Annotated in this window: 14 protein-coding genes; 3 read left to right on the forward strand and 11 right to left on the reverse strand. The window is 38.1% G+C overall.

Translation table 11 applies throughout. The features are described 5' to 3' along the window. Nucleotides 1-130 precede the first annotated feature (130 nt). Nucleotides 131-580 (reverse strand): SRPBCC family protein, encoded by a 450-nt coding sequence (locus AC1TO4_RS18115; protein WP_482106439.1) that lies wholly within the window; start codon nt 578-580, stop codon nt 131-133. A gap of 373 nt (nt 581-953) precedes the next feature. Beyond that, on the reverse strand, nt 954-1,316 hold the full coding sequence (locus AC1TO4_RS18120; RefSeq protein WP_482106440.1) for a winged helix-turn-helix transcriptional regulator: 363 nt from the start codon (nt 1,314-1,316) through the stop codon (nt 954-956). A 224-nt stretch (nt 1,317-1,540) separates the two neighbouring features. On the opposite strand from AC1TO4_RS18120, the gene AC1TO4_RS18125 reads away from it, so the two are divergent. Next, nucleotides 1,541-2,380 (forward strand): pirin family protein, encoded by an 840-nt coding sequence (locus AC1TO4_RS18125; RefSeq protein ID WP_482106452.1) that lies wholly within the window; start codon nt 1,541-1,543, stop codon nt 2,378-2,380. Nucleotides 2,381-2,417: 37 nt separating this feature from the next. After that, nucleotides 2,418-3,590: an MFS transporter gene (locus tag AC1TO4_RS18130; protein WP_482106441.1), complete on the forward strand. Its 1,173-nt coding sequence runs from the start codon at nt 2,418-2,420 to the stop codon at nt 3,588-3,590. A gap of 333 nt (nt 3,591-3,923) precedes the next feature. Here AC1TO4_RS18130 and AC1TO4_RS18135 read toward each other — a convergent pair whose 3' ends face one another. The 9 genes from AC1TO4_RS18135 to AC1TO4_RS18175 all read right to left on the reverse strand — a co-directional run bounded on the left by AC1TO4_RS18135 (nt 3,924) and on the right by AC1TO4_RS18175 (nt 11,437). After that, on the reverse strand, nt 3,924-4,403 hold the full coding sequence (locus AC1TO4_RS18135) for an SRPBCC family protein (protein WP_482106442.1): 480 nt from the start codon (nt 4,401-4,403) through the stop codon (nt 3,924-3,926). 248 nt (nt 4,404-4,651) lie between these two features. Continuing rightward, nucleotides 4,652-5,617, reverse strand: a complete 966-nt coding sequence (locus AC1TO4_RS18140; protein ID WP_482106443.1) for an aromatic acid exporter family protein — start codon at nt 5,615-5,617, stop codon at nt 4,652-4,654. A gap of 393 nt (nt 5,618-6,010) precedes the next feature. Beyond that, nucleotides 6,011-6,490: a DUF2247 family protein gene (locus tag AC1TO4_RS18145; RefSeq protein WP_482106444.1), complete on the reverse strand. Its 480-nt coding sequence runs from the start codon at nt 6,488-6,490 to the stop codon at nt 6,011-6,013. Nucleotides 6,491-6,956: 466 nt separating this feature from the next. Next, complete coding sequence (locus tag AC1TO4_RS18150) at nt 6,957-7,208, reverse strand: hypothetical protein (protein WP_482102313.1); 252 nt, start codon at nt 7,206-7,208, stop codon at nt 6,957-6,959. Between the two features lie 445 nt (nt 7,209-7,653). Next, on the reverse strand, nt 7,654-8,061 hold the full coding sequence (locus AC1TO4_RS18155; RefSeq protein ID WP_482106445.1) for a hypothetical protein: 408 nt from the start codon (nt 8,059-8,061) through the stop codon (nt 7,654-7,656). 42 nt (nt 8,062-8,103) lie between these two features. Then, the gene (locus AC1TO4_RS18160) at nt 8,104-8,304 is read right to left on the reverse strand and encodes a T7SS effector LXG polymorphic toxin (protein ID WP_482106453.1); all 201 of its coding nucleotides are present in this window, start codon (nt 8,302-8,304) and stop codon (nt 8,104-8,106) included. A gap of 92 nt (nt 8,305-8,396) precedes the next feature. Further along, on the reverse strand, nt 8,397-9,074 hold the full coding sequence (locus AC1TO4_RS18165) for an endonuclease V (protein WP_482106446.1): 678 nt from the start codon (nt 9,072-9,074) through the stop codon (nt 8,397-8,399). 25 nt (nt 9,075-9,099) lie between these two features. Further along, the gene (locus AC1TO4_RS18170) at nt 9,100-9,522 is read right to left on the reverse strand and encodes a toxin-antitoxin system YwqK family antitoxin (RefSeq protein ID WP_482106447.1); all 423 of its coding nucleotides are present in this window, start codon (nt 9,520-9,522) and stop codon (nt 9,100-9,102) included. Beyond that, complete coding sequence (locus tag AC1TO4_RS18175; protein ID WP_482106448.1) at nt 9,512-11,437, reverse strand: T7SS effector LXG polymorphic toxin; 1,926 nt, start codon at nt 11,435-11,437, stop codon at nt 9,512-9,514. The genes AC1TO4_RS18170 and AC1TO4_RS18175 overlap by 11 nt, the downstream gene beginning before the upstream one ends. A gap of 642 nt (nt 11,438-12,079) precedes the next feature. Here AC1TO4_RS18175 and AC1TO4_RS18180 point away from each other — a divergent pair. Next, complete coding sequence (locus AC1TO4_RS18180) at nt 12,080-12,904, forward strand: STAS domain-containing protein (RefSeq protein WP_482106449.1); 825 nt, start codon at nt 12,080-12,082, stop codon at nt 12,902-12,904. Nucleotides 12,905-13,158: the final 254 nt, after the last annotated feature.

Below are 13,158 nucleotides of genomic sequence, written 5' to 3' on the forward strand. Positions count from 1 at the left end.
CAGTATACAATACGAAATTAAGGAAAAAATAAAGAGTCCCTGCCAATCATACAAATGTAAATCGTATGGCCGGCAGGCACTCTTTTATTTACTTTGAAGCTATTCTTGTGTTCAGGTATAGAAAAGTAGATTAGACAAGCACCTTGTCTTGTTTAATTTGACGTGCAATTTTCTCTGTTAAGCGTGATGTTACTTTCGGTAACACCATTTTGAGAACAGGTGACAACACAGCACCTGATAAGCCACCCGCATTTACCTCAATTGTCCCAGTCATTGTTGTTTGCTCTGCTGTTTCCTCGGCAGTAAACTGTCCACTCCCTGTGAATTTATCCGTTAACCCTTTTAATTCAAAACGAATCGTCGATGGCGCGTGAAATTCAGTAATGTCTAATTCCATTTTCACCGTCTTTTTTAGGCCCTTGAAGTTCCCTTCAAATGTCCAAACCGACTTTTGTTCATCAATTTGTTCATGCTCCTTATAAGCTGGAACCATCGTTGCCCAGTTTTCAATGTGACTAACATATTCCCATACGTTCTCTACCGATGCTGAAATGTTTACGGAATGCGATGCGATTGCCATACGTTTCACTACTTTCGTTTCTATTTTCAATGTGGTTTAAAATTAAGCTTCAAGGGAATCTACTGCTATCATTCTCGTAGACTTAGTCTTTAAATTCACCGACCAGTATTATACCGCAACTGCCCATTATGTACATGAGTGAAGACTGCCACCACTAATCACTAACGAATCAAGACAAAACTAAAAGGCCTGAGCCCGGTACAATACCGTGTGCAGACCTTACAAGTTGCCTAACAATATAGCTGTCTAACTTTTCGGGGTCACTTCAAAATGGGGGGAATCCTTATTCAAGGGTTTTATCCTTATCGTAATGGTATCCTGTCAGGTGCTGGGACTTTCTGCACACTCCTGTATTAAAAGTAAGTGTCAATTGTTAACCATTGTCATTCTCAAACAGTTGTCGCGATTGCAACCCTTGCTTTCGTTCCATATGTGACACTCCCCAGTCATGCATCATATCAAGAACCGTCTGGAGCGATTCCCCGTATTCGGTCATCGAATATTCAACCTTCGGAGGAACTTGAGGGTAAACTACCCGCAATATTACTCCTTCCTCCTCCAACTCTCGTAAGTGAGAAGTGAGCACTTTTGGAGTAACGCCGGGCATCACTTTTCGTAATTCACTAAACCTCATAATCCCGTTATGAAGCAAATGAAGCATTATGGCGATTTTCCACTTGCCCACAATCATATCCAACGTTGTCGCGACTTTACAATTATCTGGTTTTTCATCCATTTTTGATCCCCCCAACCTGTTGTCCAACCCATTGTATCGTAATTTCAATTTTAATACGCTGTATAGGCGTCCAGAGGCTTTGTTAACCCGCAAGGTTACTTTAAAGATACGCGGTTTCATTATTGTGCGTACTTTTTAAATCATTCGATTCACTGCATAATGAATACATACCACCTAACACCTTTGTTAGTTAGTAATAAATAATTTACGGAAGGAAGATTATGATGACAAATCTAGATGTATTTAGTAGAGATATAGAAAGTGTCCGCACCCCTACCTTCGAACGAAATAGCGACATTCATACAATGGCATGGATAATTGAACCCGGTCATTGGGAGGCGCATGATCCATTTCTGCTCATGGCACATGACCATATGCGCAGCGGAGTATTTGGCAAGCATCCTCATCGTGGAATGGAGACGGTCACTTTTTTGATTGACGGCAACCTTAACCATTATGACAGCAAGCATGGAACAGGTGTACTTCATGCCGGAGATGCACAATGGATGACTGCGGGCAGTGGCGTTGAACACCTCGAGGACGCGGCAAAGGGCGAGACAGTAAACCTTCTTCAATTGTGGGTAAACATTCCCTCGAAACAGAAGATGTCACCCTCCAGATACCAAGACTTGCGGAAGACCGATATGCCTGTCATCCATGAAAATGGGACTGAAATCCGTCTATTTTCCGGGTCAGTTGGCGAACTTGCCTCAGATACATTAAATATTATCCCTATTACGATGGCTGAAATCAATATGGAGAATGGCGCAAATTACAAGTATGAACTTCCAGCGTCCTACAATGGGTTTCTGTATATTTTGGAAGGCGAAGGCTCCTTTGGGTCCGATAGTACACTAGGGAAACAAGGCCAGGTATTATGGATGGGATCTGCGGGAACTGCCGAGCGGAGCGAAATAAAGATTGAAGCACACAGCAACATGCGTGTCATGTTGTATGCCGGCGAGCCGATTCGCGAAACTGTCGTTGCAAGAGGCCCCTTCGTCATGAACACCGAACAAGAGATCAAACAGGCTTATAGCGATTATAGGGATGGTAAATTTTAATTTATAATAATATCTCATAAGGAGAGATGAAATTTTCATGAAAAAAAGATATATTTTATTGATAATAGCTTTATTTATTGCATCTTTGAACTTGCGTCCGTCAATTAACTCAATCGCTCCATTGCTCGAAACGATTAGAACTAGCTTAGGAATGAGCGCCTCCGTAGCAAGTTTACTGACCTCAATCCCTGTTCTTTGCATGGGACTCTTCGCTCCTCTAGCCGTAAAGTTCAGCGGAAAGTGGGGTATTGAGCGGGTATTGGGATGGTCGCTCCTTGTCATCGGAGTCGGTACTATTCTTAGGTTCTTCACGCATTCAACCTCATTTTTGTTAATTACTGCTTTGATAGCAGGTATAGGGATTGCATTTGCCGGACCGCTTCTTCCAGGATTTATTAAGCGTCACTTCCCTAAGCATGTACCCTCGATGATTGCGATATACACGGTTGCGCTTACTCTAGGAGCAGCATTAAGTTCGAGCTTAATCGTACCGATGCAGAGTAGTATGAACTCTTGGCAGAACGCTCTCGGGATATGGGGGTTACTCGCATTCGTTGCAGTGCTGTTATGGTGGTTGTTCGTTATGCGACATATTAAACCGCAAGATCATCTCGCTTCAACCGGCACGAAGACGAGAATGCCATGGACAAATAAGAAAGCTTGGCTTCTTACACTGACGTTTGGCTTTATGGCCATGCTATTCTATTCATTCACAGCTTGGTTGCCAGAGATTATTCAAGGGATGGGCTATAGTAAGTCCTACGCTGCAAGCGCGCTTACGATTTTCGTCGTTGTTCAGATTCCCGTAAGTCTTGTTCTGCCGATCTTACTTCGTAAATTCCCTTCCCGTCGCCTTTGGCTAATGGTTTCAGCGCTGTTGCAACTGGTCGGGATTGTGATGCTTGCGTACTCATTTGAACCCTTAGTTGCCACGTTCTTTATTGGGATAGGCGCCGGCGGATTATTTTCTCTCAATCTACTACTGCCTTTAGATGCTACCGACAGTCCTCAGGAAGCGGCTGCTTGGTCTGCCATGACTCAATCAGTAGGCTATGTGATTGGGGCAACCGGCCCCCTTATTCTTGGATGGATTTACGATGCAACAGATAGCTTTTCATCAGCAATAGTGGGGCTGATTGTAATTAACTTAGCGATGATGGTCATGCAAATTGCCGCCACTGCCATAAAAAGAAAACAACAATTAGGATAAAATAAGCGGCCTAGGGAAAAAAAACTCCTAGACTGCCGCTGATTTAATGAACTATTGTTTTCCGCTTAACAATACGACCAAATTATAGGTAAGTTGTTATTCCAAAATCAAGGCAGGTTGCTTCGATAAGAAGACACAAAATCACTTCAAACTTGTCGTGGAAGTATATATTTTCAAAAACGAATGAAACAAATGGTTGACCGTAGTATAAAATTGGGAATTAAGGAAAAAATAAAGAGTCCCTGCCAATCATACAAATGTAAATCGTATGGCCGGCAGGCACTCTTTTATTTACTTTGAAGCTATTCTTGTGTTCAGATATAGAAAAGTAGATTAGACAAGCACCTTGTCTTGTTTAATTTGACGCGCAATTTTCTCTGTTAAGCGTGATGTTACTTTCGGTAACACCATTTTGAGAACAGGTGACAACACAGCACCTGATAAGCCACCCGCATTTACCTCAATTGTCCCTGTCATTGTTGTTTGCTCTGCTGTTTCTTCGGCAGTAAACTGTCCACTCCCAGTGAATTTGTCCGTTAACCCTTTTATTTCAAAACGAATCGTCGATGGCGCGTGAAATTCAGTAATGTCTAATTCCATTTTTACCGTCTTTTTTAGGCCCTTGAAGTTCCCTTCAAATGTCCAAACCGACTTTTTTTCATCAATTTGTTCATGCTCCTTATAAGCTGGAACCATCGTTGCCCAGTTTTCAATGTGACTAACATATTCCCATACGTTCTCTACCGATGCTGAAATGTTTACGGAATGCGATGCGATTGCCATACGTTTCACTACTTTCGTTTCTATTTTCAATGTGGTTTACATTTAAGCCTCAAGGAATTTTGCTATCATTCTCGTAGACTTATTGTATATATTCGCCAACTTTTATTATACCGCAACTGCCCATTATGTACATGAGTGAAGGGTTTCACCACTACTCACAAACGAATCCAGGCGAAACTAAAAGGCCTGAATCCGGTACAATACCGAATCCAGACCTTACAAGCTGCCTAATAAAATCGTGATGAATCATTTGAATACTCTCTCTCAGGATCCTTCCCCTATCGACTTCTTTTCGCAAATAGTTTTTTCTTTATGTTTAAGTAGTTTTTCATTTCAAAAATCAAATAAAACAGATTCGCCCGTATTTCAAACTCTTCTCTAGTCTTCGGCAACTCCATCTCGCCGATCAAGGCATTTAATTCCTCTAACTCATTTAACGAAATGTCCGTTGTATCTCCCGAATGAACGTTTCGACTTAAATTCTCCAAGAAGTCTGCAAACATTTCTTTCTGTTTGATGTCTAGGCTGAATGAAGAGAAAATAGCAACGATTTTCATCATATGCTTTAGGAGTTCCAGTTGATCCTCTCGCATTTCTAGATAATAATAATCTATATTCCGTTTTTGCAACAGACGATTTTCTACATCTTGAATGGCAATATTTTTGGATTGATTTATCAAATCTTCTACCTCAAGTATTTCTTTCCCATCCCAGTTTCGCATACTATCCCTTAAATGGGCAGAGAATTCAAAGAGAATAATTTCAAACTTTTGTTCAATTTCCTTCTTAAAGTTTTCAATATCTTGCTTGAAATTTGGCATAAAACTATTGACGAGAAGAGCAATTCCCATACCGATGAAAATAATATAGACCTCGTTCAGAAACAGGGCCCAGGTAGCATCCTGTACTGTATAAACATGTAATACGACAACCATACTTGTGACAAAACCAGCCTGGATGTGAGCTCTAACAAGGATTGGAATAAATAATAAAATAAATAAGGAAAAGACAATGGGATGATAACCTAATACTTCAAAAAACAAAGCACCAATCATCAAGGATAAGAGAGAAGCAAAGAATTTATCCTTCATTGTAATTAATGTCTTTTTCTTCGTTTTCTCGATACACATAATAACAATAATTCCTGCAAACGTTGCAAATTCCAAATCCAATAAACTCGCGATCCAAATTGCCAGCCCTGCTCCTACAGCAGTTTTTATCGTCCGATAGCCCATGCCAATCATGGAAGCACCACCTATTATTTTCTCAGTAAACCCTTACAGGTTACCTTTTTTAAACATTCACGTTCATTCACATATGTGTACAATCACTGAAACCGTAATCGTTTGGCATCAGCTTCGATGTATATCAATAAACTTGTTGTGTATTCTAAGAATAGTTCGCCTATTCCTCGAAATTCATCTGCCTTTAGTTTACCATGTAGATAATGAATCGTGACATATATCCGACGCATTAAGATGGATATTCTCACCTTCTGTCGTCTGGATGTAGATGTCTTATCAAGAATGTCCGAGCGTAGGAATTTCCTACTTTACAAAGTCCCTGGTTCTAAAAAAATCTGGCGTCATAAGTGGTAGTAACAACCATTAGACATGATTACTAAACTGGTCAAATAGCTAACTAAATCTCACACTCTCTAATTTTAAAAATCTATCTAACCTATTTACCATATTTTCTTTCGTAGTTGGGACTTCTTTAGGCATATAATTAACAAAACTCACCATATCTTCTGGGTAGTGATGATTTCCATAAAACTCTGCAATTTTATTTAATAATTCATTATCTTCTTTACATCTTTCTTTTATTCCAGACAAACAAACAAATCTGAGTTTTCTATTCTCTTCTACTAATATTGCGCTTTCTTCATCTAATTGAGGAAAATAATTAGTTTTTATTTCTAACATCACTTTATCTAAATCTTCACTAGATACACCCCATACAAGTTCACTAACAAACCCACTTTCATCACCAATCTCCATCAACTCTACTGCATAGTCAGAAATAACGTCTTTACTAAAATAGTTTTCTTGGACACCTACAAAAATAGTTTTCCAGTCATACTTAATATGTCGATTTTTTAAATCTTTTAAGTTCATATTATTCAACTCCTACTATTTTGGGATTTGATTTGGCTTACCGGTATAACAACATTTTCAATGAATATCCTGTGGCTCAACAATCCATTCAAAAACACCTTTTTCGCCATTATTACTCCCTGTTATTTGCTATAATTCCCTTTTAACGTCGTCCCCTCCTACCAGTGGAAACTCCTCCGCAAATCTTAAATAATTATCAACAACATAGAAAAACCATGTTCCTTTGATACATGAGGGAACTCTTTTTTCTATACTTTCCGTTGTCTAATTATTATTGATTAGTAAGGTTTGATAGCTACCGAGTAGGAGCTGCTCTAATTGAATAGACAACTCCGTTAGTTTTGTCACGACATCTATTTCATTATCTGTAATAGACTATAAAAAGGTTACAAAGCGCATTGTCATTTTTTATCTGTTTACCGAAAGAAGACTCTCACTTTAAAAAACACAAAATCATTAGCTATTATCAAGATTCTATAGTTGTTCGATCAACAAAGTTCTGATTCTCTTTAATAATCATTCTTGAAAGACGTCTTCCTGCCCGCTTAAAGAAGAAATCATCAGCAAACTCCTGTGAATTTATTGGATAAATCTTGTTTATAACCCTATTTTTTTTATCATATTCAATTTGCCCCATGGAATTCTCATTTGGTCCATACAGATATACTACCCTATCTTCGTCCTCAAACTCCTTCAACATCAATACAAAAACTGCCATGAATCTTCACTCCTCATAGTCTTTCTTCCAATTCCACAGCCTTCCAGATTCTATTGTTTTGTCATGCGCTGTTCTATAGTTAGTAATCGGTACCTATTATGTTAAATAGGTACCTGAAATTAATTCTCTGGAAAATTAATGGCAGTAACTACATCTGTAAACAGCCCTTCAATATCTGAAACCCATGTTTCCATCGTCATAAGATCCTACGCAATTCGCGCCAACGCAGTCATCTGATTCGCATTTGGGTGAGTCAGGGGCAGACACCGTCTGTTTTAGGACTGTTGTGAAGCAGCCATGGAACGTCTTAAAAAATTGAAGATAAATTTATTGTAACGCTGTTAATGCCCCACTCTAAAATAAAAAATTGTTTATTCGGCACCCCACCCCATAAAAGAACCTTGAAAGGCGTATAGCCTATCAAGGTTTTTTCACAAAATATAGCTTAAATATTAATGACTCTCTCTACTTGTATCCCCCTACTAACAACTGATAACCATGGCATCAGTTGATCGGTAGTGAATATTTGGAAATGGATTAACTCTTTTTGGTTGTACTGTTTGAGTAGTTCACTATGTTTTAATAGCTCATAGTTTTGAATTGTATACCAACTCAAACTGTAAGAGCGTTTTTCTTCTTCTCGTACACTTAAAAGATTTGTTGTTAAAGAAAAGTCTGCTTTTAAACAGTCCCTAAACCTTAATTTTAACAGTTCCTCTTCATCACTATTATTGTAATAATCAACGGTTAAAACTAGGTCTAACAAATCATTTTCCCAATTAATACACTCGACAATACTATCAGTAAAATCTAAAGTATTGTAAATTTCTTCAAATCCATTTGCTATCAGCATTTGAGCACCTCTATTTCCTAAAGTAAAAATGAGTCAACTCTCCTAATTCTGGAACGGCAAATGGCAGTCTGCGTAAAATGCGCGGATCGCATTCCCGCCTTTCCCTTTTAGCACATCTTCTATCGCAACGAGACCTTCTATCGACTTATGATTCGATTCCATTTCGTTCCCCAGACGATCCAGTATTGCGATGTTCCGGCGAAGCCCATCTTGAAATGGAGAAACAACAAAAAAGGGCGGCAGTCAATTTAACCACCACCCTAAAAGCAAAATTCTTGTTATATAATGCTATCTCTTTTTTCTTAACATCTAGTAAAATAAATACCTTAATGAATTCACTGGAAATATTCACCTCTTCTTTCGTGAGTAGCTAAATCTGCATATCGTGTCGTAATTGGTAATCGGCTATTTTTCTCTACAAAATGTAGGGTTATTTTTATTGAAGTCTCCAAATCAATCCAGTTACCACATGAAATAAAAATGGGTTTTACATCTTTTCTCGTTCTCAACACTGCTCCATATACTTCTCCATCAATTTTAATTAAAGTAAAATCTCCTATTTCGTTTTTCGGCATTTGAAAATCGGTATCTTTTATCTTTAAGTAGCTTTTTGCAACACCTATCGTAGGTTTCTTCAGATAGAATGAGGCATGTGTTGCGATTCCCATATGCCTATAATGAAGATAACCATTTCCATCAAACATAAAAAGATCCGGATCACTTTGTAGCTTTTTCACTGCTCCCATTACCAAAGGAAGTTCCCTAAAAGCCAAGTACCCTGAAATATATGGTACATCTATTTGTCCTAAACATTCTACTTCTTCAATAACTTTCTTTGTAATATAATCTATTACTACAATACAACAAACTCCATAATCTATTTTCCCCTCTGTCCAATATGCAATATCAATACCGGCTACTAAACGAATATCTCCTAATTGAAAACTATTTTTTAATGAAATTTTTGAAATCCATTTTTCTTGTTCTCTTTTAAACACTTCTTCTCTTTCCATTGTCCACCAATTTTCTAGCATAAGTTTAATTTGATTCTGTTGGTTCTATCTTTCCTTCTAACACATTGCCATGTTCATCATATTTTTCAAAAGTCTTTAATCTACCTAAAACTCTATATTCAACTACTTTTAAAACACCATTTTCATAGTACTCTTTTTGTATACCTTCTAATGTATTTTTGGCTAGATATTTAATTTCTTTAACTTGTCCATTAGGATAAAAATAAAGCATTTCTCCGTTCTTAACCCCTCCCTTAACTACATAGTAACTTGCTAAATCACCATTTTCATAACAGTCATAAATTATACCAGTAAATAAATGTTCATTATCATCTTGATCATATTCTACTATAAAGGAATCATATTCATCCCCTCCATAACCAAAACTGCTCCCGAATTTTTTACCATTTTTCACAATATATTCTTTATCAAATATCTTATCTTCCAATATTTGGCACCTCCGATATTACTTCAAATCCGTCTAGTAAATACGTACAGTGTGGACAACATTTAAACATAATTCCACCAGGTTTAGTCCTATTAATTCCTGTTCTTATTACATTTACATTTAATTCTTCTATTCGAGCATTAGGATTCGTCTTTAGGGCATTATTTACAGCTATAACTTCGGCATGGGAGCCTGCCCCCTTACTTTGCTGACTATAAGATTCAAATATTTCTATTGGTATATTATCAAGTCTATTTTTAAGTAAAGGAACTAACTCCGGAACTGCTCCATCAAAAGCATTTATAGCATAGTGGTATTGCGCAGTTGTTTTATCATATACTCCTGCAAGAGCTGGTCCCATTTTATCTTTTCCAAAATTAGGACTACCATCATATATTTGTTCAAGTCTTTCCAATTCATTCTTTGTCTCACCACGTAAGTTAATTCGTTGATTAATTTGTTCAGATGTTAACTTACCGTATTTATCATGCAAATTGTCCAATCGATCTGCGTACCTTCCTCTTTGAAGGTTTTCAGCTCTACCTATCCCCTTATCAACATCAACCATAGGAGATTTAGTCGGCTCTTGAATCTTACCCGTATCCTTAACATCAACAGTCCTCACGGATTCTTTCGAGCCTAGCCCTTTTACGCCTCCCACTGCTAAGGTCGCAGCCCCAAAGCTGTTTTCCCAATGTTCCTTGGAAAATGGATCCTCCGGTAGTAATGCGCCTTTTACCATTCCCGTAATACCCAACGTCGCGAAATCAAAAAAGTCTTCTGGTGAATCTGTCAACTTACTCGTTCTACTTTTCGATCCCGAAATAAGCGCATCTGAAGCACCTATTGTTACATAATTCACAAAATCATATGGAGAATCGAGTGCTTTACCAGTTCGTGTTTTTACTCCGTCTACAAAGTCGGTTCCCATTTCCTTAAAGCTATTCAAAGATTTCACGAAAGGATTGGGATTACTAGTAGACGTGGGAGCGGGAACCGTGCATACTTTTCCGCTATACATCTCGTAACTTCTCTTAGTTGGATTATTCGACCAATCAATTGGTCCGGCATACGTCGCCATGCTCGGAAGCGTTAAAATACTCGAGCCATAAAGAGTTCTCGGTCCATCCACTAATCCATAGCTAAACTCAACCGGATCTTCACCAGCTAACAGCACTCCAAGCATCGTTGCCGGCTGACCATTCACACCCATCCTGACAGGAAGACCAGCCATAGCTGCGGTATGTTGCGCCAAATCCGTCTTTAACGTATTTTTTGAGGACAAGGCAGCCCATTGATTCGCTGAGAAATTAATGGCAGTGACTCCGTCCGTAAACAGCCCTTCAATATCCGAAATCCATGTTTCCATCGTCATAAGATCCTGCTCAATTGGCACCAACGCAGTCGTCTGATTCGCATCAAATTCATGCAGTTGTGTAAGGGTAGTATCTCGTTTAATTGTAGCAGTGTGAACGCCTTCCTGCACTTCGTTATCATTGAGATGCGGAAGGGCGACGATGTCCGCAACTTGATTCATGATATAGTTCGCTTCATCCGTCAGACTCTCCGTCAGTTGCGCAATGGTCTTCAACCCTTGTTCGATTTCTACGTCTAGGAAATGCTCACGAATGAAGCCTGACGAATCTGGTTCGAGTGCATCAAGGGCGGCATCCATCTGTTTTAGCAGGTATGTAAAACGGCTTTGAAATAGCTTGAAAAACTGAAGGAACGGCAAGTGGCAATCCGCGTAAAATGCACGAATTGCGTTTCCCCCTTCGCCTTTCAGCGAATCTTCCATCGCAACGAGTCCTTGAACTGCTCGATGGATGGTTTCCATTTCATTGCCTAGACGATCAAGCATCGTGATGTTCCGATGGAGTCCATCCTTTAACGGATGAACATCAAGTACCTTCAAAGTGTATCGCCCCCCCATTGTCTGGCAACAATGACAATCACTTTCAACTGCTCCCAATCTCTTTTAGTAGTCACTAATCCCCTGACGATAAACATCCCTCTCCTCGTTTTATTCAAAAATCTAATAAATAAAAATACTTACCTATCATGTCATACGAATACAAAGAGGTATAAGTTTCCTATTTATAGAAAAAGATCCAAAAGACTTATTCTTTTTCGATACTTTCACAACTAAAGTTACAAAGTCATAAGGCAAGTGCTTTTAAAAATCGGTACCCGTGTGTGGCACTAATCAAGTAATTCATTACAATTGTATAATACTAAAATGAAAGTCAGAAAGGTTGGCGATTTACGGCTTTTTTGTATGTTTACTTGGATGTATGAATTATTTGTCTTTGTTTGATGCAGAGGCACTAAATTTCAAGTGTCCAACGAAACCCACAAAGTGGCCGACCAATCGAAAGCTTTCCCACCAAACCATCAAAGCGACCAACGAAGCTTTTAAATATAGTTTGTCCATATGACGAAAAAATAGCGGGTATGGGACGTGTTAGTTCAGATTGTTGGTATATTTTTTTTAGTTTAACGTCTAGCTATAAGGGAATATAGGAATTAGGGGATATTATTCTGAGGGGGAAGAGATTTGGAAAACGTATTGATAGATGAAGAAATTAAACAGTATATTAAAGATCATAAACAAGCTTTTGAAAACCAATTATTAGGTCAAGCTGGAAATGTAAGAGATAAAATTGACGATATCTTAAAGTTTGGGGAAGTTGACCTCATTAACAATGCACATAAACTAGTTAATTATGTCATTAATGGTGATGAAATTACGGAACTTCAGTTATTTGCTAAAAAGGAAGGAATAGCATGGGCTACACATTCCATACCTTTATCTTTTAAACTAGAATGGGTACAAGCGATTCGCAGGACTCTTTGGAACTTCATACAAGAATATAACAAGGATGAGCAAAAGTTCACGATTGATATGGTTTTCATATTGGAAAAACAATTTAATAGTCAAATAGATGACTTTTTAAATTCATTCTTTATTAGCTATTCAACATATAAAGATTCATTGATTTCGGCTCAAAGGGAAATAGTTGCAAACTTATCTGTCCCCATTATTCCGATAACGCCAAACATATGTATACTTCCCTTAATTGGCGCAATGGACACATTTAGAACAACTATCCTAGAGGAAAAGGTTTTAGAGGAGATTAACAGACTTCATACTCAAACATTAATCATTGACTTATCTGGCATAGCAAGTATGGAAAGTAATGTAATTGAACATCTTATGAAAACGATTTACGGTACTTCCATGATGGGATGTCGCACAATCATTACTGGCTTGCGTCCAGATGTTGTTAGACAGTTGAATAGTTTAGGTATTAATTTTGATAAAGACACGAAAACCTTTGGTACTTTACAACAAGCATTAAATGAATTCTTACTAAAATAATGAAATTAGAAATCGCAGTACATACCTAGTCTACGCTTATATAATATGTAATCGTGGTGAATTACCGCTTTTTTGTATGTGAATTCAGATGTGTGAATTGTTTTTCTTCGCTTGACCAAAGTATACTTCATTTTATTTGTGTTAAAATCTTTATACGTAATCGAGTAGGAGGGAGTGATTAACTCCCGACCTCTCACACCACCGTACGTACCGTTCGGTATACGGCGGTTCAATTAAGATTGATGACGCAAAGT

The organism is Sporosarcina sp. Y838 (assembly GCF_056786515.1).

What these genes read in the sequence shown, in the direction of transcription:
- AC1TO4_RS18115 (WP_482106439.1), bottom strand. Translation starts at nt 580, where the DNA reads ATGGCAATCGCATCGCATTCCGTAAACATTTCAGCATCGGTAGAGAAC.
- AC1TO4_RS18120 (WP_482106440.1), bottom strand. Translation starts at nt 1,316, where the DNA reads ATGGATGAAAAACCAGATAATTGTAAAGTCGCGACAACGTTGGATATG.
- AC1TO4_RS18125 (WP_482106452.1), top strand. Translation starts at nt 1,541, where the DNA reads ATGACAAATCTAGATGTATTTAGTAGAGATATAGAAAGTGTCCGCACC.
- AC1TO4_RS18130 (WP_482106441.1), top strand. Translation starts at nt 2,418, where the DNA reads ATGAAAAAAAGATATATTTTATTGATAATAGCTTTATTTATTGCATCT.
- AC1TO4_RS18140 (WP_482106443.1), bottom strand. Translation starts at nt 5,617, where the DNA reads ATGATTGGCATGGGCTATCGGACGATAAAAACTGCTGTAGGAGCAGGG.
- AC1TO4_RS18145 (WP_482106444.1), bottom strand. Translation starts at nt 6,490, where the DNA reads ATGAACTTAAAAGATTTAAAAAATCGACATATTAAGTATGACTGGAAA.
- AC1TO4_RS18150 (WP_482102313.1), bottom strand. Translation starts at nt 7,208, where the DNA reads ATGGCAGTTTTTGTATTGATGTTGAAGGAGTTTGAGGACGAAGATAGG.
- AC1TO4_RS18155 (WP_482106445.1), bottom strand. Translation starts at nt 8,061, where the DNA reads ATGCTGATAGCAAATGGATTTGAAGAAATTTACAATACTTTAGATTTT.
- AC1TO4_RS18165 (WP_482106446.1), bottom strand. Translation starts at nt 9,074, where the DNA reads ATGGAAAGAGAAGAAGTGTTTAAAAGAGAACAAGAAAAATGGATTTCA.